The following is a 21,055-nucleotide window of genomic DNA, read 5'->3' as shown; positions in this document are numbered from 1 at the left end:
GGACTACATTTTCGGGACCAGTGGGCGGCATGTCGGAAACGATGCGCACGCGCTGGTAGTGTCTCGCCAAACAACTCGTCGCCAGCACCAGAACAATCCGGCGAATGCCGCGTGGGACTACATCTTGCCACGATGGCCCTCCCCAAGGGGCCGTCTCACGTATTCCTCGTCGCCGGAACCAACATATGCTGGCGAATGCCGGTGGGACTACAGGATAGAGCGCCTGCTTTTGGGCAGGAGGTCGGTGGTTCAACTCCACCTCCGGGCAACCGGATAGCTCAGGCAAAATGTCTCGCCAGACCTCGTCGCCAGTACCGCAACATGCCGGCGAATGCTGGCGAGACTACAGGTCAGAGCGTCTGCCCTCGAAGCAGGAGGTCGGTGGTTCAACTCCACCCCCGGGCAACCGGGTAGCTCAGAAGAACTGTCTCGCCGATCTCGTCGCCGGCACCGAATACGCAGCCGTGGCGAATGCCGCGCGGGACTACATTGTTAACCCGAAGGTCGCCGGTTCAACTCCGGCCGGGCTCGCGCCCGTAGCTCAGTGGGAGAGCATCGGAAAATGTCTCGCCAACACCTCGTCGCCACGGCTGCGGCATGCAACAGAGAAGAACAGGAGGGTCATCATGACCGAAGCGACTTTCGAATATAGCAAGGCCGAGGGCGCTTTCCCGGTCAAGATGTGGACCCGCGGCGTGCCGGTCGACGACAAGGCGCGGGCTCAGCTCGCTCGGGCGGCGCAGATGCCGTTCATCTTCCGTCACGTGGCGGCGATGCCCGACGTCCATGTCGGCATCGGCGCGACCGTTGGTTCGGTGATCCCGACCAAGGGCGCGGTGATTCCGGCGGCTGTCGGCGTCGATATCGGCTGCGGCATGATGGCGGCGCGGACCTCGCTGATGGCGAGCGACCTTCCGGATAACCTGGAGGGCGTGCGCGCCGCGATCGAGAAGGCGGTGCCGGTTGGCCGGGTGATGAACCGCTCCAAGCGGGATACCGGAGCCTGGGGTGACCCGCCGCCGGAGATCGTCGACGCCTGGGCAACCATCGCCGCTCGCTTCGGGCAGATCGTGGCGAAATATCCGCGGCTCGCGAAGACGAACAACCTCGTCCATCTCGGCACGCTCGGCACGGGCAACCACTTCATCGAAGTGTGCCTCGATACCGAGCAGCGGGTGTGGGTGATGCTGCACTCGGGCTCGCGCGGGGTCGGCAATGCGATCGGCAGCTATTTCATCGAGCTGGCGAAGCAGGATATGCGCAAATGGCATATCAACCTGCCCGACCAGGATCTTGCGTACTTCCCGGAAGGGACCGACCATTTCGACGATTATGTCGAGGCGGTCGGCTGGGCGCAGGATTATGCGGCGCTCAACCGGCGGATGATGATGGCCAATGTGATCCGTGCGATCCGGACGGTCATCGCCAAGCCGTTCGATGCCGAGCTCGAAGCGGTCAACTGCCATCACAATTATGTGACGCGGGAGAATCATTTCGGCGAGAATGTGCTCGTCACCCGCAAGGGTGCGGTGCGCGCGGCGAAGGGCGTGCTGGGGATCATCCCGGGCTCGATGGGCGCGAAATCGTTCATCGTGCGCGGGCTGGGTAACCCGGAATCGTTCGACAGCTGCTCGCATGGCGCGGGCCGGGTCATGTCCCGGACCGAGGCCAAGAAGCAGGTGTCGCTCGCCGAGCACATCGCCGACACGGCAGGCGTCGCCTGCCGCAAGGACGAAGGCGTGATCGACGAGAGCCCGCGGGCGTACAAGCCGATCGAGGCCGTGATGGCGGCGCAGGCCGACCTGGTCGAGATCGTCCATACGCTGAAGCAGGTGGTGTGCGTGAAGGGCTAGCGCTCTTGGCGCGCACCACCCTATCCTCCCGTCACCCCGGACTTGTTCCGGGGTCCATCTTTCCTCCTGGCAATGCCCTTGAAAATCTCACGCACAGCGTTCGCGGACGCATGGATGCCGGAACAAGTCCGGCATGACGAAGAATTTGGAATATAACATGATCATCATCGACGGATCGGAAGGCGAAGGCGGGGGGCAGATCGTGCGCAATGCGTGCGCGCTGTCGCTTGTTACGGGCGAGCCGTTCCGGATTACCAATGTGCGCGGCGGGCGGTCCAGGCCGGGGTTGATGCGGCAGCATGTCACCGCGATCGAGGCCGCGTGCGCGATCGGCGGCGGGGTATGCGAGGGCGTGGGCGTCGGATCGCGCGAGATGAGCTTTACGCCCGGCACCGTCCAGGCAGGCGATTATCATTTCGCGGTTGGCACCGCTGGCAGCACCGGGCTCGTCCTCCAGACGATCCTGATGCCGCTCCTGCTTGCCGACACGCCGTCGCGGGTCGTGCTCGAAGGCGGCACGCACAATATGCTCGCGCCGCCGTTCGAGTTCATCGACCGGTGCTTCCTCCCGATCGTCAACCGGATGGGGCCGACCATCACCGCCAAGCTGGTGCGGCACGGATTCTATCCGAGCGGCGGCGGGCGGATCGAGGTGAATATCACCCCTGCCCGGCTGTCTCCGGTCGAATGCCTGGAGCGCGGCGCGTTGCTCGATCAGACCGCGATCGCCTATGTCGCCGGGCTGCCGTTCGACGTCGCCGATCGCGAAATCCAGACGGTGAAGCGGCTGCTCCCCTGGCACGAACAGGCCTTTGCGGTGCGCGAGCTTCCCGAGGAGCGCGGGCCAGGCAACATCCTGCTGCTCGAATCGCGCTATGAGCATGTCACCGAGATCGTCAGCGGTTTCGGCAAGTTCGGCGTGCCTGCCGAACAGGTCGCGAAGCGCGCGGCCGGGCGGATGAAGGGCTATCTGGAATCGACCGCCTTTGCCGGGCCCTATCTTGCTGACCAGCTCATCCTGCCCTTCGCGCTCGCGGGCGGGGGCGTGTTCACCACCGTCAAGCCGAGCCAGCATCTGCTGACCGCGATCGACGTGATTGGGCGCTTCCTCAGCCGGAAGACGGTTATCAGCCAGGAGGCGGGTGGGACGCACCGGGTGACGGTCGGGTGACGGGCGCGGTCGTACCGGCGGTGTTCGCGACTCCACGTGAGCGCATGTTCGAGCCGTTGCTCGTCGCCGACCCGAGCTTCCAGCCGGCATGGGAGCGCTTTGTCGATGAGTGGCGCGACGAGAAGGTGGAATTGCCGCTTTATCTCGCTTTGTGCGACCTTGCGCGCCACCTCATCGGCAAGCTGGCGGCAGGCGACACACAAGTTTTCCCTGCCGTCTTCGATGTCGTCGAGCGCTGGCACATCGAGGGCGATCCCTATGTGCGGGAGGCGGCGACGATCGGCCTGTTGGAGGATCTGCAGAACGAGGGGCTGCATCAGACCACACAGCCCGCGGATTTCGGGTGCTGGTTGCGACCGGTTTCGCGAGAATACTGGGGACGGGTCGAGAAATACCGGGCCGACAGCACGCCGATCATATTCGACTAGCAGACAGATGGACACGCTCGGGGCGCTGGCTACGCCGTAAGCTGATCGCCCACGCTGAAGCCGCGGGTGATGCGCTGTTCCTCGCAGCGATCGGCGGCGAGGCCGGTCGCGAGGGCGGCGAGGGCCGCGTCGAGATCATGGGTGCGGCCGCACAGGAAGATGTCGGCGGCGGCATAGTCGTGCTCGGGCCAGGTGTGGATCGAGATGTGCGATTCAGCGAGCAGCGCGACGCCGGTTACCCCCCTGCCCTCGCCGAAACCGTGCAGGCGTAGTTCGAGCAGGGTCGCGCCGGCGGCCTTCACCGCTGCGCGTAGCGCGGCCTCAACGCGGTCGATATCGTCGAGTCCGTCGCATCCGAACAGGTCGGCGAGGAGGTGGGTGCCGCTATAGTTCACACCTGTTCCCTGGTGCCTGAATTTGAGGCCGCTCGCTCACCTCCACCGTCATGCCGGGCTTGTTCCGGCATCCACTGTTCCGCAGGCTGCGCAGGCGTTGCTCCCGCGGAACGGTGGACCCCGGAACAAGTCCGGGGTGACGGAAATGGAAAGCTGATGGCACGCACTCCTGATGCATCATCCTATACCAGCACGTCGGTATGGGGAATGGCGAGATGCGTCATTGCGTCCTGGGCGGCGCTTGTGCCGCGATAATGCGCTTCCTCGAACAAGGAGAGGCCGCTCAGATCCGAATGGGCGAAGAACAAGGGCGGCTGCGGGCGCGCGGCCGCTTCGCGGGCGCCGCTCCAGAAGAAGCCGGGCGTGGGGCGGATCATCGCATGGCCCCAGCGCCAGATATCGATCCGCGAGATCGCACCGGCCAGATCGGGGTTGGTCTGGAGCAGGTCGTCGCGGACCATGGCCTGCCAATGGTCGAGCGGCTGCGCGATCAGCGCGTGCCGGGCGTCGGCGGGGCTCATGTCGGAGAGCGGCAGATACCAGCTGAGCACTGTCGGTCCGGGCGTCGTATTCAGCGACTGATGGGTTGCGACGACATAGCCTAGCGAGCGGCTTGTCCAGGACACATTGTCCCAGGCAAGTCCGAAACCCCTCCCGGCGGGCGGCCGATCGACCGTCACATTGGCGACGATCCAGGGGGCATAGTCGAACGACCCCTCGGCGAGATGGCCGGACGGCACCAGGCGGCGCGTGACGAAATGCGGCGTGGCGAGGATGGCACTGCGCGCAGTGACGCGCACCGTCTTGCCCGAGGCGACATCGAAGCTGTGGATCTCGACGCCCTTCTCCACGGCCCTGACACGGTGGACGATCTGCCCGCACTGGAGGTGTGCCGCGAGCCGCGCGGCCATGCGGCCGACGAGATGGCCATTGCCCTCGGGCCAGGTCAGGACCGTATCGCTGGATGCGTTCGCCGCGACGCCGCGCCGACTGGCGAAATAATGGATGCCGGCCCAGGCCGAGACCTGATCGGGCTCAGTGCCGTAATCGTCGCGGCAGGCATAGCGGACATGGCCGCGCAGGATCGGCGAATGCCAGCCCTGCGCATCGAGCCAGGCCGAGAAGGTGAGCTTGTCCAGCGCAAGCAGATCGGGATCGCGCGCGCTATATTCCATCGGCAGCGCGAAGGCCGGCCGACCGGCGGCGTCGCGGCGGTCGCGAAAGGCGGCCATGGCGGCGAAGAAGGCGTTCAGATCATGCTTGTCGGCCGGCGTGAGGCCCACGGTCGGGATCAAGCCCTCCTGCCATTTGCCGAGATGGAGCAGGCGCTCGTCGGGATCGGAGACGAGCTGATAGGGATCGAAGACCGGCTTGCCCCCTTCTCGCCCGGTCACGATACCGAGCCGTTCGAGCAGGCGCAGCACGCCCTTCGCCTCGACATTGGGAAGCGGCAGATAATGCGCGCCAAGCGGATAAGCCGAGACGGCGTTGCGGCCCGAGCGGGCATTGCCCCCTGCCCTGTCCTCGAGCTCGAACAGGCGGAAATCCTTCACGCCCGCCTCGGCCAGCGTCCAGGCAGCCGAGAGACCCGCGACGCCGCCGCCGAGGATGGCGATGCCGGTTTCGATCGTGCGGCTCGGCTCGGGGAAGCTCGCGCCACCGCGCAGGCGGTGGCCGCGGGTGAAATCGGCGCCGTCGAGCGTACCGGGAATGGCCGTGTCGCGCGCGTGCCACGCGGCGGCCCCGGCGCCGATCGCCGCGACCGCACCGACCGATCCGGCAATCACGCCGCGACGGGAGACGGTCATGCCATCAGCCCTCGTACACGGCCCATTCGGCCTCGAACTCGCGGACCAGCGCCTGGTTGTCGAGCCGGTTCACTGGCACCGGGCGCCGCGCCATGTCGGGCGGGAAGACGAAGGCGAGCGCATCGGTCTGCGGGGTGAGGAAGCGCAGGCCGGCGGGCAGCGGATCGGGCCGGCCGATCGGCTGGTTCGAGGCGAGCACAAAGCCCCATTCGCCGAAGCTCGGGACATAGACATGATAGCCGCGCGTCGTCAGCCCGGCCGCCTCTAGCGTGGTCGCCACCGTCCAGTAAGCGCGCGGCGCGACCAGGGGCGACGTGCTCTGGACGCTGAGGGTCGCGCCCGGCGCCAGTGCACGGGCGAGTTCGCGGTAGAAGCTGACGGTGTAAAGCTTGCCGATCGAGAAATTGGTCGGATCGGGGAAATCGACGAACGCGGCGTCGAAGCGCCGGCTGTTTGCGCGCAGCCAGCGGAACGCGTCGGTGTTGATGACATGCACCTTGGGCGACCGGAAAGCACCGTGATTGAGCGCCGCCAGCATGCCGCTGTGGGTGAACAGCGCGGTCATCTCGGGATCGAGATCGACCAGGGTGATCGAGGCGACGCTTGGATATTTCAATATCTCGCGCAGCGCGAGGCCGTCGCCGCCGCCCAGCACCAATATGTTGCGCGGGGCGTGGGCGCGGCTCATCACCGGATGGACCAGCGCCTCGTGATAGCGATATTCGTCGCGCGACGAGAATTGCAGATTGCCGTTGAGGAAGAGGCGCAGATCGTCGCCGCGCTTGGTGATGACGATGCGCTGATAAGGCGTCGAGGTCGCGTACAGGATCGGGTCGCCATAGACGGCGACTTCGGCCGTGCGCTGCAGTCGCTCGGAGGCGATAAAGCCGGCGCCCAGCGCGATCGCGACCAGGATCGCGGCGGCAAGCTCCACGCGAAGACGGCGCTTGCCCGGCAGCATCACGATCAGCGCGATCGCGACGCCGACATTGGCGAGGCCGAACAGGAAGCCGGTCCGCATCAGCCCGAGATGCGGCACCAGCAGCAGCGGAAACAGCACCGAGGCGGCGAGCGCGCCGACATAATCGAAGGTCAGCACCTTGGAGACGAGATCGCTGAATTCGAGCCGGTCCTTGAGGATGCGCATCAGCAGCGGGATTTCGAGCCCGACCAGCGCGCCGATCGCCAGCACCAGCCCGTAGAGCGGAATGCGGAAATCAGCGACGCGATCGAACAGCAGGAACAGCACCGCCGTCGAGGCGCCGCCGATCGCCGCAATCAGGATCTCGACGCGGACGAAGATCGCGAGCTCGTCGCTCTTTACATAGCGCGAGCACCAGCTGCCCATGCCCATCGCGAACAGATAGGTGCCGATGACGATCGAGAATTGGGTGACGCTGTCGCCGAGCAGATAGCTTGCCAGCGTGCCCGCCAGCAGCTCGTAGATCAGTCCGCAGGTGGCGACGACAAAGGCGGAAACCAGCAGTGCCGCGCCAAGGCGGGATGGCCGGGACAGATGCCCGGCCGGTCCATCATCCATGAATGGCCGCCGAGATGATCATCGACAAGCCAATCGCGATCGCACCCGCGAAGATGGCGACGGCTGTGTTGCCCTTGCAGATCTCTCCCCAGAGATCGACCGGGGTGAGCTTGTCCCAGAGCAGAAAGCCAAGGACGAAGATGGCGAGGCCGATGCCGGCATAAACCAGTGTGGCGATGAGGATGGTGCTGGAAAGCATTGGAATATCCCTCTTTTATTTATGGGTTGGGCCGTAGAAGCCAAAACCGCCATGGCCCATGCCGCGCGCGCCGCCATCGGCGAACGGAGAAAAGCCGGTCCGCGCGCTCTGCGTGAACCCCACCAGGACCAGCACGCAGAACAGCGCGTAGACAATCGACGAGAATTTCATGAATCGTCTCCCCCGTCATCAATCATCATCGTCATCATCATCACCAGCGAAGCCGCTGCGCCTTTTCTCGAAGCTGTAATGGCGCCAGGCCACGAACGCAGGCCAGATCAGGATCAGGATCAGCCCGAGGATGATATTGCCGCCGAAAACGCCGCCGCGATCGACATTGATCGTCACCGGGATCGGCACCGGATTCGCGTCAATGGACCCGAAAAAGCCCGGCGAACTGTTCGCTACCCAGCGATGCGCGGAAAGTTCGACGACCAGATCATAGGTGCCGGGCGGGATGCTCGACAGACGCGTGTTCGGCCTGGTGTCGCCCTCGCTCCATGAGCCGTCGCTGTCGCTGCCGGAATAATGTTCGGCAAGGCCGTAGGAATCGAAGCTTTCCTGGGTCCGCTTGTCGACGAGCGAATAATCGAGATCGATCCAGTCATTATCGAGCTGGTCGGATTGCGCTGAAATGCCGACCGCGCTGCTGCGCTGCGGGATGGTGATGTCGTGGATCACCACTGTCCGCGGTGCGCCGTCCAGCCCCACCTCGGCGTTGACGCTGGCGAGCCGGTCGACCCTGGAGCCCATGGTGGAAATGATGATCAGGGTCACCGCCGCCACCGCAGCGATGATCAGGCTTTCGACCATCCGGTCCCGCCATGGCGAGGGCTCGTGCGGCGCCGGCGCGTCGCCGTCGGGGCGGGCGCGCTGCTGAACATTGAACGCGCGCTCAGCCTCGCCCCACTCAAGCAGGTCAAGCTTCGACCAGGTCCGCTCGCTCTCATTTTCCTCGCACGACAGCATCGTGCCGGGGCGGGCATAGTCAGTGACCCGCACCCGTTCGCCGACCGCGACCCGCCAATAGAATTCGCCGACGACGAAGCTGACCTCGACCGGATAGGGGCCGCTGTCCCAGTCGAAACCCTTGCCGTCGACGACGAACTGCGTGCCCTCCAACTCGGGGAGCCTGTCGAGCAGGAAGCCGTAGCTGAAGCGGCGACCGTCATCGATCAACCAGCCATAGCCGCGATAGGGATTGAACAGCAGATATTCGGACCAGCTCTCCTCGCCATCCGAGCGTTCGAGATAGCCGACCACTTCCCAGGTCTCGCCGCGCAGCACACCGCGTGTGCCGAGGGCTATCGGTGGGCGCGTGACCGCTGCGGTAGCCGTGGCGATGACGCGCAGATCGGGATCCGTGGTGTCGAGCGTGGCGCCGCAATGTTCGCAGACGAGGCTTACGGTATAGCCCGCCGCGCGCAGCGACAGGATGCCGCCGCACTGAGTGCAGTTCAGCGCGCGGACTGACGACTGGGGTGTCGTCGGGGGTGCTGTGCTCACGCGGCGAACCGGGGCATCGGCCAGCCGTCAAAGGCGCGCAGGCCGGTCGCCTTCATACCGGCAAGCGTCATATAGCGGCCGACATACAGTTTCACCTCGCCAGCATCCATCTGGATACTGGCGCAGTGGCCGTCAGCCGCCATCAGATCGACGCTCGGCATGGTAAAGCCGGGCGGGGTGTTGAAGGGGAGCTCGCCCTCGCTCCCGGCGCAGGTCGCTTCCTTCACGTCTGAGACGACGTATTCGACGCCGTCGATCACCGCCGCCGTGCCGAGGATGATCTGTGCGCCCGCTTGCAGGCTGCGCTCGACCGCGCCGCCCAGGCCAGTAGCCGCAACCTCGTGGAGCAGCATGTAGCGGCCCATCGCCTCGCCGATCCAGCCGGTCGAACCATCGTTGAACAGAGCGAGCCATTCGTTCCAGCCGCCATCCGCCCAGCGCCAGCGGACACGGCCGATCAGCTCGAAACTCCGGGCGCCATCCCTGCCGCGCACGCCGATCTGCAACGGACTGACATCCTCGGGCACCTCGGCAACCTTGCCTGCCAACACCAGCCCCTTGTCGGTGCGAAGGATCGAGCTGTGACAATAGTCGCAGACCCTCACCGGCAGATCGACCGAGCGAAAGCTGAGCGCCGCACCGCAATTGGGGCAATTCGCCATGAACATGGGTCGTCAGACGATCTTGGCCAGCAATGCCGCCTTCTTCGCGTCGAAATCCTCCTGGGTGATCGCGCCGACCGTCACCAGCCGGTGGAGTTTCTCGATCTGCTGATAAGGATCCTCAGCCGGCGCCCCGGCCGCCTGTGCCGGTGCCGGTACTGCCGGCGCGGGCTGGGCGAAGCTGCCGGCCATGCTCTGGCCGATCGCCATGCCGACCGCGGCGCCGGCGCCGACCCCGGCAACGCCGCCCGATTGCGCGGCCGCGGTGTCGATCGCCTCGGCGGTCTGGAAGCGGACATAGCGATCGAGATCGCCGACCACCCGCATCGAGCTCGCCTTGTCGAGATACTCCTGCACTGCCTCGGGCAGCGACAGGCTCTCGACATAGAAGCTGCAGCATTTCAGGCCCCATTGCTCGAAAGCGGGGGCGACTGCGGCGAGCAGCCGTTCCGACAGCGCGGCCTGGTCTCCGGCGAGATCGACAAAGGCGGTTTCGCCCTTGCCGAGGCCGGAAGCCAGAGAGGTCACGATCGCGCTGCGCAGCTGCGATTCGATATCAGTGACGGTCAACTGATCAAGCGTGCCCATCAGCTTGGCGGCGAAGACCGACACTTCCTCGATGCGGAAGGAATAGCTGCCAAAGGCGCGGATGCGCAGCGGCCCGAATTCCTTGTCGCGCACGGTGATCGGCTGGGCGGTGCCCCATTTCAGACCGGCCTGCTCACGCGCGGTGAAGAAGAAGATGTCCGACTTGAAGGGAGAGGTGAACCCCTTGTCCCAGTTCCTCAGCGCGGTCAGGATCGGCAGGGTGCCGGTGTCCAGCGTGTAGAGCCCGGGCTGGAACACGTCGGCGATCTGCCCTTCATTGTAGAAGAACGCCTTCTGGCCCTCTCTTACGGTGAGCTGCGCGCCATTCTTGATCTCGCGATCATGGAAGGGATAGCGGATCGCGAGCACACCGGGCTCGTCCATCCAGTCGATGACGTCGACGAACTGCTTCGAGAGAAAATCCAATATGCCCATGACCATCCTCCAGTTGCGCCCAGTCTAGAGGGTTCTTGGGCGGGGCGAAATGCAAAAGCGACATGGGAGGAGAGTATGAGGTTTGCGGCCATGGTTGAATCGGGGGTTGAATCGGGCCGTGGCATAGTGCCGCTTGCTCACGCCGATGTTGGAGCGTGTGACATAATTCGGGATGCATTCGGCCACGTGCGTTGGAGTTCCACGAGGGCGGAAGCGTGAATTGGCGCCTTGCGCGTTGGAGAATTATGTCATGCCCATCGGGGGGGTGTGAGAGGCAGGCCGGGAGGCGGGATATCGGGGCTGTGACCGGCGATCACTTATGCCTGTTGGAAATGTCATGCGGGGCGCTGACATTTCCTATCTGTACAGAACATTGTACATGTCAGGGCCGGCATCTGCTATCTTGGGCGTGAACTCATAAACAGCCGCTTTCGGCGAGGGATGCTGAACGGCCGGCATTGCGCTGAAATCGCCTGGCAGCTTTTTACGCTTGGAGCGCAGTTTCAGACATGCTTGAACAGCGCCGTGGATAACGACGGCACCTTCGGCAACGTTGACGGGTGGCTTCGCTACACAGCGCGATCAGAAGCGCTGGTGGAGGCACACGACCCGATCACAGTTGCTGCCTTGGAAGCGGAGTTCGGGTTCGATCAGCGCACCGCAGTGGCGCATCTGGTGGAATCAACCGACTGGGGGGCTGAGACCTTCCCTCAGTTCCAAGGTGGGAAGGGCGAATTGGCCGAGCGGTTGCAAGCACTGCGGGCAAGATGGGCTGACTGGAAGCGGGCGTAGCTCGAGGCAGACGCTGTCGGTTTTCAGTCGCGCGGACGAACTGCGTAATCGTCCGCTACTGGGACGACTGCAGCTGGGCCGCTCGGGTGAACGACAGGGCTTAGATCGTGAGGCGACGACGATGCGCCGTCACTCGAATATATCTGCGAGATGAGGTGCGTTTCTCGCCTGTCGGGATACCAACCAAGTAGCCGGAGCGGAGAATGCCACGATGAGAGTTAGCTGAATGAAAAATGGGATGAGAAACTCGTCAAGCGACATCGACAGCACCGACATTGGAAAGCCGCCTAAGGCTGCAAGGGCAAATCCGGCGACACCGAACACGGGCAACGTCGATGCGCATGTCGCCCCAACAACCCGCCTAGTGACGCTCCAGCGCGACGCCCATTTAGCAAGGGCAAACGCCACGATGATCCCGAATATTGCACAAGCGATGGCCCACATCGCCATCACTGCCAGATCGCCAATCATATCGCCATCTTCCGACCTCTTGCTTCCGCTTCTAGGTCGATGACCCACAGGCTTCAACGACTGGAGTTGGGGCGAGAGCCGCCAGGCCAATTTCTCCACGCCTCAGTTGTTCGGAAACATCGGCGCAGTGGATGCCGGAACAGGTCCGGCATGACGGGCAAAGCGGGTCGAATTCGACTCTAGGATCAGGGACCAGTGTGGCGATGAAACTGCTGACGTACATATCCTGCGTTCTGGCCCTGCTCGCGGCATGTCCGGCGCGAGCTGCCGAGCCGGTGAACTTCCTGTTCCTCGACGCCGACGACATGTCCGACCATCGCGACATGCTGGCCCGGCCCGACATAGAAGGCGGACAGATCATCTATCCCTGGCGACTGCTCGAGCCCCGGAAGGATGAGTATGACTTTTCGAAACTCGAACAGGACCTTGCCGTGGCACGGAGGCTGCACAAGAAACTGTGGGTCTCGATCGGCGACCGTACCTTTTCCCTGAAGTGGAAAGGCATACCCGATTATCTGGCCGAAGATCCCAAATATCAGGGCGGCATCGTCTTCCAATATTCCTATCCGGGCACCGAATCCGGCACCAACAAGAGCCCCAACGGCGTGGTCGCCATGCAATGGAACCCGGCGGTGCGCGCCCGTTACCAGAAATTGCTGCGCGCGCTTGCGGCGCGCTTCGACGGCCGGATTTACGGTATCGATCTCGGCGAGACCGCGATGGACGCCCATCTCCCGGAAGGCGAGAAGGGCTTCACCTGCGACGGCTATTTCGACGCGGAGATGGAAAATATCACCGTCGCGCGCGCGGCCTTCCACAAGACCGCGGTTGCGATGTTCGCAAACTTCTGGCCCTGCGACTGGAAGGACAGCCGCCATTATATGAGCCGGGCTTTTGCCCAGGCCGCCACCCACGGTATCGGTATGGGCGGGCCCGACATCTATCCTTTCAACCACGCTCAGATGGTCAACTCCTACCGTTTCCTGAACGAATATCGCGGGAAGTTGAAGCTGGTCGCCATGTCGGTGCAGGAACCGGACCTGGACTTTATCGACCCCAAGACCGGCAAGCCCTTTACCAAGGAGGACTTCACCGATTTCGCACGCGACTATCTTGGCGCGACCGTCATATTTTGGGCTTATATCTCGCCTTGGTTGCAACCGCCGCCACAGCGGTGACGATCCTGTATGGGTGTCACCCCCTCCTGCTTGCGGGCTTCCAGATTCACACATCGTGCGGGCGCCCTTCTTCCCCTCTCCTTTCAGGAGAGGGGTAAGCTGCGCAGCAGCGCGGGGTGAGGTTGAGGGCGAGACGCTCATGCTGGTCGCCCTCACCCTCCCATTGCTTCGCAATGGGCCCCTCCCTCTCCCGCTGGGAGAGGGAAAAGACGGCGGCAATCGCCCGGCGCCCCTCAACGAAAAAATCGCGCTTATTAAGTCTTATGTCACCAGTTTGTGGGCATCTGGCGCTGCTTAAGCCCGGGGTTATCCATGATCGCAGACCAGATGAAGCCTCCCTTCGCCGCTTCGTGCGCGCCAGATATGGTCGCACGCATGGCACTCCATGCGCCTGACGCAGTCGCCATCGAGTCGGGTGGCACAATGCTTGGCTATGGTGATCTCGAAACGCGAGTCGGATCGGTTGCCGCTCGCTTGCGTGAACAGGGTGTCAGCGCGGGCGATCTTGTCGCTGTCTGCCTGCCGCGCTCGATCGACCAGATCGTGGCGATGCTCGCCGCGTGGCGCACCGGCGCTGCCTATCTGCCGCTCGACCCGGCCTGGCCCCAACAGCGGCTCGCGACGCTGGTGGCGGATGCTGGCTGCGCTGCCCTGGTGGCCCAGCCCGGTGCCGGTGCGTGGATTGGCGGCGATGTTGCGCTTGTCGGCCCCGACGCCGTTAAGGACGGCGCGACGCTCGCTCCGGAAGCGATTGACCCGGACGCGCTTGCCTATGTGATCTACACTTCAGGCTCGACCGGCACGCCCAAGGCTGTCGAGGTGACTCATGCCAATCTGGCCGCGCTGATTGATTGGCATCAGCATGCCTTTGAAGTCGGGGTGGGAACGCGGACCAGCCATCTTGCCGGGCTTGGTTTCGATGCGGCTGCCTGGGAAATCTGGCCGACGCTTGCCGCCGGCGGCACGCTCGTTCTGGTCGACGATGCTACCCGGCTTGATCCGGCGCGGCTGCGCGACTGGTTGGTGGCCGAGCGGATCGAAGTCGCCTTCGCCCCGACCGCCCTCGCCGAACCGATGGTGGCTATGAGCTGGCCCGCTGAGGCTGCGCTGCGCGTGCTGTTGACCGGCGCCGACAAGCTGACGGTGCGCCCGGCGCCCGGGCTGCCCTTCACCTTCGTCAACAATTACGGGCCGACCGAGAGCACTGTGGTCGCGACGTCGGGCGTGGTGTCGCCCGAAGGCGAGGGCCTGCCTTCGATCGGACGGCCGATCGCGGGGACCCAGATCCATCTGCTCGACGACGAAGGCACACCGGTTGCCCCCGGCGAGCCGGGCGAGATCTGCATCGGCGGCGCACAGGTCGCGCGCGGCTATCGCGGCGATGCGGCGCTGACTGAAGAGCGGTTTGGCGCGCATCTCGACCATGGCCGCCTCTATCGCACCGGCGACCTTGGCGTGCTGCTCGAGAGCGGCGAGATCGGGTTCCGCGGCCGTGTCGACGGGCAGGTCAAGATCCGCGGCCACCGTATCGAGCCGGCTGAAATCGCCGCCGCGCTCAACCGGCTGCCCGAGATATCGACCAGCGCGGTGATTGCCCGCGACGGCGAGCTGATCGCTTATGTCGTGCCGGCTGATAATGCCGCACTCACCCCTTCGGGCCTGCGTGCGGTGCTCGCCGAGACGCTGCCCGATTATATGGTGCCGGCGCGCTTCGCATCGCTCGCCGCATTGCCGCTGACGCCCAATGGCAAGGTCGATGTGAAGGCTCTGCCCGATCCAGCCGAATGCGCCATGGCTGAGGCTCCGGCCGGCCGCGCCCCCGCCAGCCCGACCGAACAGCGCCTGCTCGAGATCGTCGCTGGCGTGATCGGGCGGCAGGATATCGGCGTGGACGATGATTTCTTCCTGCTTGGCGGGCACTCGCTGCTCGGTACTCAGGTCGTGGTCCGCGCACGCGATGCCTTTGGCGTCGAGCTCACCCTGTTCCATCTGTTCGAAGGCCGCACCGTTGCGAGCCTCGCCAGCGTGATCGAGGAGCTGATCATCGCCAAGCTCGACGCGATGAGCGACGAGGACATCCAGCGGATGGCGGCCGGCTGATGGCGTCGCAGCCTGCGTCCGACCCCTCGCTCAGCCTGTACCGCCTGCTTGATCCGGCGGTGCTGGCTGACCCATACCCGCTCTATGCCCGGCTGCGCGAGGAGGATCCGGTCCATTGGGACCCGTTCCTGCATTGCTGGGTGGTGACGCGCTATGCCGATGTGCACAGCGTGCTGCACAGCTTCTCGGCTGATCGCACCCCTTCGCCTGAATCGATGCGCGCGCTCGGCCTTGCCCATATCGAGCCGATCGCGGCCGTCATGGTCAAGCAGATGCTGTTCCTCGACGCGCCCGATCACACAAGGCTGCGCAAGCTCTGTTCGCAGGCCTTCACGCCGCGCCGGGTCGAGCTGCTGGAGGAGCGGATCGTCGCGATCGCCAATGAGCTGGTCGACACGGCTTTGGCCAAGGGGTCGATGGACGTCATCGCCGATTTCGCCGCACCCTTCCCGGCGATCGTGACCGCGCATCTGCTCGGCGTGCCCTCGGCGGATCACGCCCAGCTCAAGGCCTGGTCAGCGGATTTCGCCGAGATGCTCGGCAATTTCCAGCATAACCCGGAACGCGTCGGCCAGGTGCTGAAGAGCGTCGCCGACATGACCGCCTATTTCCGCAGCGCGATCCGCGAGGAGGAGCGCAAGCTTGGCGACGGGCTGATCCGATCGCTGGTCGAGGCCGAGATCGACGGCGCGCGGCTCTCCGAGGAAGAGGTGATCGCCAACATCATCGTGACGATGGTCGGCGGCCAGGAGACCACCACCAATCTGATCGGCAACGGTCTGCTGACCCTGCTGCAGCAGCCCGACCGCCTCGCCGAACTGCGCGACCGGCCCGAGATCGCCGAGAGCGCGGTCGAGGAATTGCTGCGTTACGAAACGCCGAGCCAGCATACCGGCCGCATCTGCCGCGAAGACACGGTGATGGGCGGCAAGGTGATCAAGAAGGGCGCCGCCGTGATGGCGGTGATGGCGGCGGGCAATCGCGATCCGGAGCGCTTTGCCGAGCCCGATACGCTCGATTTCGCACGGACCGACAATCGCCATCTCGCCTTTGGGTGGGCGGCGCATTTCTGCTTCGGCGCGCCGCTCGCGCGGATGGAAGGACGGATAGCGTTCAACACGCTGCTCGGGCGGCTGCCCGGGCTGGCGCTGGGTGAGGGCCGCCTCGAATGGCGCGAGAATCTCGGCCTGCGCGGCCTCAAGGCTTTACCGGTGACCTTCGCATGAACATGCCCGTCCAGATCGACGCAGCCGAGGCGCGCCGCAAGCTGCTCGCGCGGATGCTGAGCGGCGACGCGAGCCCGGCCGCCACCGCCACGCCCGATCCGATCCTGCCGCGCGATCCGGCGCGTCTGGTGCCGCTGACCGCCGAGCAGAGCCAGCTCTGGCTGCATGCGCAGATGGCGCCGGACATGCCGCTCTATAATGAATCGATCACGATTCATCGGCTCGGGGCCTATAACCACGCCGCGCTCGAATATGCGCTGAGCGAGATCGTCCGCCGCCATGCGATCTGGCGGACTGCGTTCGTCGAAGTCGAGGGCGAGCTGATCCAGCAGGTTGCATCGGCACAGCCGATGGCGCTGGCGCTGATCGATATCAGCCACCTTCCCGAGGGCGAGCGCGAGGCCGAGGCATTGCGCCTCGCGACGGAGGATGCGCGCGCACCGATCCCGTTCGAGCAGGCGCCCCTGTTCAGGGCGCGGGTGATCAAGCTCGGCGCGGAAGAGCACCGGCTTTACCTCACGCTGCATCACATCATCTTCGATGGCGTTTCGATCTATCGCACGCTTGTGCCCGAGCTGGCGGCCTTGGTCGCAGCGTTCGAGGCTGGCGAGCCTTCGCCGCTGGCCGAGCCCGCGCTGCAATATGCCGATTATGCCGCCTGGCAGGCCGACGACACCGATCCGTCGAAGATCACCCGTCAGATCGACTTCTGGCGTAGCGCGCTCGCCGAACCGCTGCCGCGCCTTGAAGTCGCCGGCGACCGCCAGCGCTCGCCTGCCCCGACCCATGCCGGGTCGATGGAGGTGTTCGAGCTTTCCGAGCCCCTGATCCATGCGCTCAAGGCCCTTGCCCGCACCGAGGGCGCAACGCTCTATATGGTGCTGCTCGCCGCCTATAAGGCGATGCTGTTCCGCTATACCGGCGACAATGACATCATCGTCGGCGGCGTGACGGATACGCGGCGGCGGCCGGAATTGCAGGCGTTGATGGGCTATTTCCTCAACACCATGGCGCTGCGCAGCCAGCCCAGGGGCGACACCCCGTTCCGTGCCTATCTCGCCAGCGTGAAGCGCAGCGTGATCGGTGCGTTGGGCGCGAGCGATGTGCCGTTCGACCGGCTGATCCGCGCGCTCGACATCAAGCGCGGCAGCGGCACGCATCCGCTGTTCAACACGCTCTTCTCGATCGAGCCGCCGGTCGATCCCTTCCCGCAAGGCTGGGACCTGACTCAGATGGACGTCGTCGTCGGCGCGGCGAAATACGATCTCTATCTCGAGCTCGACGAACGGCCCGAGGGCATGGCCGGGCGCTTCCTTTATTCGACCGAGTTGTTCGACAAGGCGACGATCCACCGCATGATCGCGCACTGGACGCGGCTGCTCGAAGGCGCTGCCGCCGATCCGTCGACGCCGCTTGCCAAGCTGCCGATGATCGATGCGGCCGAGCAGACGCTGCTGGCCGAGACGTGGAACGACACCGCTCGTCCCCTGCCCCACAGCAATGTCGTCGACTGGTTCGCGGCGCGCGTGGCGGAGATGCCCGACGCGGCGGCGCTTGATTTTGGCGCGCACCACTGGACCTATGCCGAGCTCGACCGCCAGGCCGATGCGATTGCTGCGAAGCTGATTGCCCGGGGCATCAAGCCCGGCCAGCTGGTCGGCCTCGCGCTCGACCGTTCGCCCTGGATGGTCGCGGCGATGATCGGCGTGGCGAAGACGGGGGCTGCCTATCTGCCGCTCGACCCGGGCTTCCCGCCTGCTCGCCTCGCGTTGATCGTCGAGGGCGCCGAACCTGCCCTGATCCTGGTCGAGCCGGGCACTGAAGATGTGATCCCTAGCGACGCAGCGCCGCAGCTGGTGCTGGACCGGGTCTGGCCGGTCGAAGCCTATGACGCGCCTGCCATCGACGGCGAGGCATTGGCCTATGTCCTCTACACCTCGGGATCGACCGGCAAGCCCAAGGGCGTCGAGATCCCGCACGCTGCGCTCGTCAATCTGCTGATGGCGATGCAGGAAGCGCCGGGCTTCGCTGAAGGTGAAAGCCTGCTCGCGATAACCACCCTCTCCTTCGACATTGCCGAGCTCGAATTGTGGCTGCCGCTCGTGTCGGGCGGGCGGATCATTCTCGCGCCGCGTGACGTGGTGAGCGACATGGCGGCGCTGGCCGAGATGATCGCCGAGACTCAGCCCGATGTGATGCAGGCGACGCCGGCAACCTGGCGCGGTTTGATCGAGTCCGGCTGGGCGGGCGATCCCGATCTGCGCATCCTGTGTGGCGGCGAGGCATTGCCGCGCGCGCTCGTCGAGCAATTGCTGCCGCGCGTCGGCCAGCTCTGGAACATGTACGGCCCGACCGAGACGACGATCTGGTCGACGGTCGCGAAAGTCACCGCCGGCACAGGGCCGGTGCCGATCGGCCGACCGATCGCCAACACCAAGGTCCGCATCCTCGACCTTTGCGGCAATGATCTCCCCGTCGGCGGCATCGGCGAGTTGCATATCGGCGGGCGCGGCGTTGCGGTCGGCTATCGCGGCCGGCCCGATCTCACCGCTGAGCGCTTCATCGATCATGATGGCGAGCGCTTCTACCGCACCGGCGACCTCGCGCGCTGGCGGGCTGACGGCGTGCTCGAATGCCTTGGCCGGACGGACACCGAGGAGAAGATCCGCGGATTCCGCATTGCGATCGAGGAAGTCGAGGGCGCGCTGTCGAAGCTGCCCGGCGTCACCGCCGCAGCCGTCCGCGCCTGGCCCGATGCCAGCGGCGAGCGCGCGCTGGCGGGCTATGTCGTCGGTGAGGGTGATGCGGCCGAATGGCGCGCCGCCCTTGGCGAGACCTTGCCCGAATATATGATCCCCAGCCGGTTCGTGTCGCTCGACGCGCTGCCGATGACGCCAAACGGCAAGGTCGATCGCAAGGCGCTGCCCGAACCCGGCGTCTCGACCGATCGCATCGCATCGCCGCCCGAAACGCCCGAGGAGCAGAAGCTCGCGGCGATCTGGCAGACGGTGCTCAAGGTCGACATCGTCTACCGCGACGATGATTTCTTCGATCTCGGCGGCCATTCGCTGCTGATCGCGCGGCTGTTGCGGCGGATCGAGGCGGATTACGGCATCCGCCTGCCGATGGCGGCTTTGTTCCGCGCGCCCAAGCTTGCCGATATGGCGGCGCTCATCACCTCGGACCAGCCGATCGATGCAAGCGCGCTGATCCCGATCCAGCCGCATGGCACCAGGCCGGCGATCCTGTGGCTCGACGGCGGCTCGACCTTCATCCCGCTTGCTGACCGGCTCGGCACCGACCAGCCTTTCTTCGGCATCTCGGTCGATGGCGTGCTCGACGCAGCGGGCGGCTGCCCGAAGACCTTCGAAGAGGCCGCTGCGCTCGTCGTCGCGACCCTGCGCGAAGTCCAGCCGCATGGCCCCTATCGGATCGGCGGCTGGTGCACCTCCGGCATCCTCGCCTTCGCCGTCGCCTCGCAGCTTCGCGCGGCGGGCGAGGATGTGCCGCTGCTGATGCTGGTCCACGCCTTCCATCCGGTAAAGGCGCGCAAGATCGGCGCGGTGCGCTTCTTCCTGAGCAAATTGCGCTTCCATGTCGGCAAGTCGCTCGAGCAGCCCAAGGGCAAGAAGCTCGGCTATTTCTTCGAGCGGCTGCAGGGCATGTCGGACGCGGCCGCGCTCGCCGGCGGACGCGAGGCAGTGCTCCAGCCCAAGCTCCGCTCAGCGCTCGACCGCATCGCGATCCTCTACGAGCCTGCGCCCTATGACGGCGATGTCGTGCTGTTCCAGCCTTCGGAGCACCCCGATGTGCTCGATTTCGAAGCGGATTGGGCGAATAACGTGACCGGCAGTTTCACGGCGCATATCGTGCCGGGCGGGCATCGCACCATGCTGGAGCCGCCCTTTGTCGACAGCTTCGCGGCCATGCTGAAGCCGGCACTCGATCACGCCGCGGCGGCGCCGCCACAGCGTCTGGCGAGTTGAGATAATGGCGGTCGTCGAGATTCATCTGGGCTCGATTGACGTCGACTATACTGAGTTCGCGCGTTTTGCAGACCTGATCAGCGTCGAGGAACGCGCCCGCGCCGAGCGCTACCGGTTCGAGCGCGACCGGCGGCGCTTCATCGTCCGGCGCGGATGGCTGCGCACCTTGCTCGGCCGCCATGCCGGCGAGGCGCCCGAAAAGCTGGTCTTCACCTTCGGGGCCTATGGCAAGCCGGAATTGCCGGGCGGCCTGTGCTTCAGCCAGTCGCATTCGGGCGACCGGATGATGATCGCGCTTTCCGATATCGAAGTCGGCTGCGACATCCAGAAGATCGATGAGATGATGGACTGGCGACCGATCGCCGAAAGCCTCTTCTCTCTCGCCGAGCGGGCCGCGCTGGCGGCGCTCCCCGAGGTCGAGGGGCGCCAGGCCTTTTTCGAATGCTGGGCGCGCAAGGAAGCGTTCGTGAAGGCGGTCGGCCATGGGCTGTCCTACCCACTCGAGGCGTTTACCGTGTCCGTAACCCCCGACGCGCAATTGCTGGCAGGCGGCGGAGCCTGGTCGATCGCTGCCCTCTCGCCGGGAGAGGGTTATGCCGGCGCGGTGGTGGTGCGGGACGGCGTGGTGACGTGCAATTCGATCAACGTCAAAAGCCTGCACGAGCTGTAGAGGGGCGCTTTCCTGAACGGTCATGCCTGAACGGCTCCGGCGTTCGA

18 protein-coding genes are annotated in these 21,055 nt (G+C 65.2%); 9 read left to right on the top strand and 9 right to left on the bottom strand.

Features of this window, described 5'->3' with window-relative positions; genetic code table 11:
• Positions 1-626 precede the first annotated feature (626 nt).
• From AC1DVS_RS08455 to AC1DVS_RS08445, 3 genes are all read left to right on the top strand, one after another.
• Positions 627-1,853 (top strand): RtcB family protein, encoded by a 1,227-nt coding sequence (locus AC1DVS_RS08455; RefSeq protein ID WP_478021998.1) that lies wholly within the window; start codon positions 627-629, stop codon positions 1,851-1,853.
• 133 nt (positions 1,854-1,986) lie between these two features.
• Entirely contained in the window at positions 1,987-3,024 is a 1,038-nt protein-coding gene (gene rtcA, locus AC1DVS_RS08450) for an RNA 3'-terminal phosphate cyclase (protein WP_478021997.1), read from the top strand.
• On the top strand, positions 3,021-3,452 hold the full coding sequence (locus tag AC1DVS_RS08445) for a DUF7674 family protein (protein ID WP_478021996.1): 432 nt from the start codon (positions 3,021-3,023) through the stop codon (positions 3,450-3,452). Before rtcA ends, AC1DVS_RS08445 begins: the two co-directional genes overlap by 4 nt.
• Before the next feature lie 29 nt (positions 3,453-3,481).
• Here the strand turns inward: AC1DVS_RS08445 and speD are convergent, their stop codons facing one another.
• From speD to AC1DVS_RS08405, 8 genes are all read right to left on the bottom strand, one after another.
• Positions 3,482-3,847, bottom strand: coding sequence for an adenosylmethionine decarboxylase (speD, locus tag AC1DVS_RS08440; protein WP_478021994.1), 366 nt, complete (start codon positions 3,845-3,847; stop codon positions 3,482-3,484).
• Positions 3,848-4,029: 182 nt separating this feature from the next.
• Positions 4,030-5,655: a flavin monoamine oxidase family protein gene (locus tag AC1DVS_RS08435; RefSeq protein WP_478021993.1), complete on the bottom strand. Its 1,626-nt coding sequence runs from the start codon at positions 5,653-5,655 to the stop codon at positions 4,030-4,032.
• Positions 5,656-5,659: 4 nt separating this feature from the next.
• Positions 5,660-7,195, bottom strand: coding sequence for a polyamine aminopropyltransferase (locus tag AC1DVS_RS08430; RefSeq protein ID WP_478021992.1), 1,536 nt, complete (start codon positions 7,193-7,195; stop codon positions 5,660-5,662).
• Entirely contained in the window at positions 7,188-7,394 is a 207-nt protein-coding gene (locus AC1DVS_RS08425; RefSeq protein WP_478021990.1) for a DUF350 domain-containing protein, read from the bottom strand. The genes AC1DVS_RS08430 and AC1DVS_RS08425 overlap by 8 nt, the downstream gene beginning before the upstream one ends.
• Positions 7,395-7,409: 15 nt before the next feature.
• Positions 7,410-7,565, bottom strand: coding sequence for a hypothetical protein (locus AC1DVS_RS08420; RefSeq protein ID WP_478021988.1), 156 nt, complete (start codon positions 7,563-7,565; stop codon positions 7,410-7,412).
• An 18-nt stretch (positions 7,566-7,583) separates the two neighbouring features.
• Positions 7,584-8,900: a DUF4178 domain-containing protein gene (locus AC1DVS_RS08415; RefSeq protein WP_478021987.1), complete on the bottom strand. Its 1,317-nt coding sequence runs from the start codon at positions 8,898-8,900 to the stop codon at positions 7,584-7,586.
• Positions 8,897-9,568, bottom strand: coding sequence for a DUF4178 domain-containing protein (locus tag AC1DVS_RS08410; RefSeq protein ID WP_478021985.1), 672 nt, complete (start codon positions 9,566-9,568; stop codon positions 8,897-8,899). Before AC1DVS_RS08410 ends, AC1DVS_RS08415 begins: the two co-directional genes overlap by 4 nt.
• Before the next feature lie 6 nt (positions 9,569-9,574).
• Positions 9,575-10,585 (bottom strand): SPFH domain-containing protein, encoded by a 1,011-nt coding sequence (locus AC1DVS_RS08405; protein WP_478021983.1) that lies wholly within the window; start codon positions 10,583-10,585, stop codon positions 9,575-9,577.
• A 441-nt stretch (positions 10,586-11,026) separates the two neighbouring features.
• Here AC1DVS_RS08405 and AC1DVS_RS08400 point away from each other — a divergent pair, with 441 nt between their 5' ends.
• Positions 11,027-11,377: a hypothetical protein gene (locus tag AC1DVS_RS08400; protein WP_478021982.1), complete on the top strand. Its 351-nt coding sequence runs from the start codon at positions 11,027-11,029 to the stop codon at positions 11,375-11,377.
• 129 nt (positions 11,378-11,506) lie between these two features.
• On the opposite strand, the gene AC1DVS_RS08395 is transcribed toward AC1DVS_RS08400, so the two are convergent.
• Positions 11,507-11,848, bottom strand: a complete 342-nt coding sequence (locus tag AC1DVS_RS08395; protein WP_478021981.1) for a hypothetical protein — start codon at positions 11,846-11,848, stop codon at positions 11,507-11,509.
• 203 nt (positions 11,849-12,051) lie between these two features.
• Between AC1DVS_RS08395 and AC1DVS_RS08390 the strand changes: the two genes are divergently transcribed.
• The 5 genes from AC1DVS_RS08390 to AC1DVS_RS08370 all read left to right on the top strand — a co-directional run bounded on the left by AC1DVS_RS08390 (position 12,052) and on the right by AC1DVS_RS08370 (position 21,008).
• A complete protein-coding gene (locus tag AC1DVS_RS08390; RefSeq protein WP_478021979.1) occupies positions 12,052-13,026 on the top strand; it encodes a hypothetical protein in 975 nt (324 codons plus the stop codon).
• 312 nt (positions 13,027-13,338) lie between these two features.
• Positions 13,339-15,126, top strand: a complete 1,788-nt coding sequence (locus AC1DVS_RS08385; protein ID WP_478021977.1) for a non-ribosomal peptide synthetase — start codon at positions 13,339-13,341, stop codon at positions 15,124-15,126.
• A complete protein-coding gene (locus tag AC1DVS_RS08380; protein WP_478021975.1) occupies positions 15,126-16,352 on the top strand; it encodes a cytochrome P450 in 1,227 nt (408 codons plus the stop codon). The genes AC1DVS_RS08385 and AC1DVS_RS08380 overlap by 1 nt, the downstream gene beginning before the upstream one ends.
• The gene (locus tag AC1DVS_RS08375) at positions 16,349-20,338 is read left to right on the top strand and encodes a non-ribosomal peptide synthetase (protein WP_478021974.1); all 3,990 of its coding nucleotides are present in this window, start codon (positions 16,349-16,351) and stop codon (positions 20,336-20,338) included. The genes AC1DVS_RS08380 and AC1DVS_RS08375 overlap by 4 nt, the downstream gene beginning before the upstream one ends.
• A gap of 4 nt (positions 20,339-20,342) precedes the next feature.
• Positions 20,343-21,008: a 4'-phosphopantetheinyl transferase family protein gene (locus AC1DVS_RS08370; protein WP_478021972.1), complete on the top strand. Its 666-nt coding sequence runs from the start codon at positions 20,343-20,345 to the stop codon at positions 21,006-21,008.
• The last annotated feature ends 47 nt before the right edge of the window (positions 21,009-21,055 follow it).

Source organism: Sphingomonas sp. P3_C5, from assembly GCF_056402635.1.
This window is presented reverse-complemented; position numbering and strand designations above follow the sequence as displayed.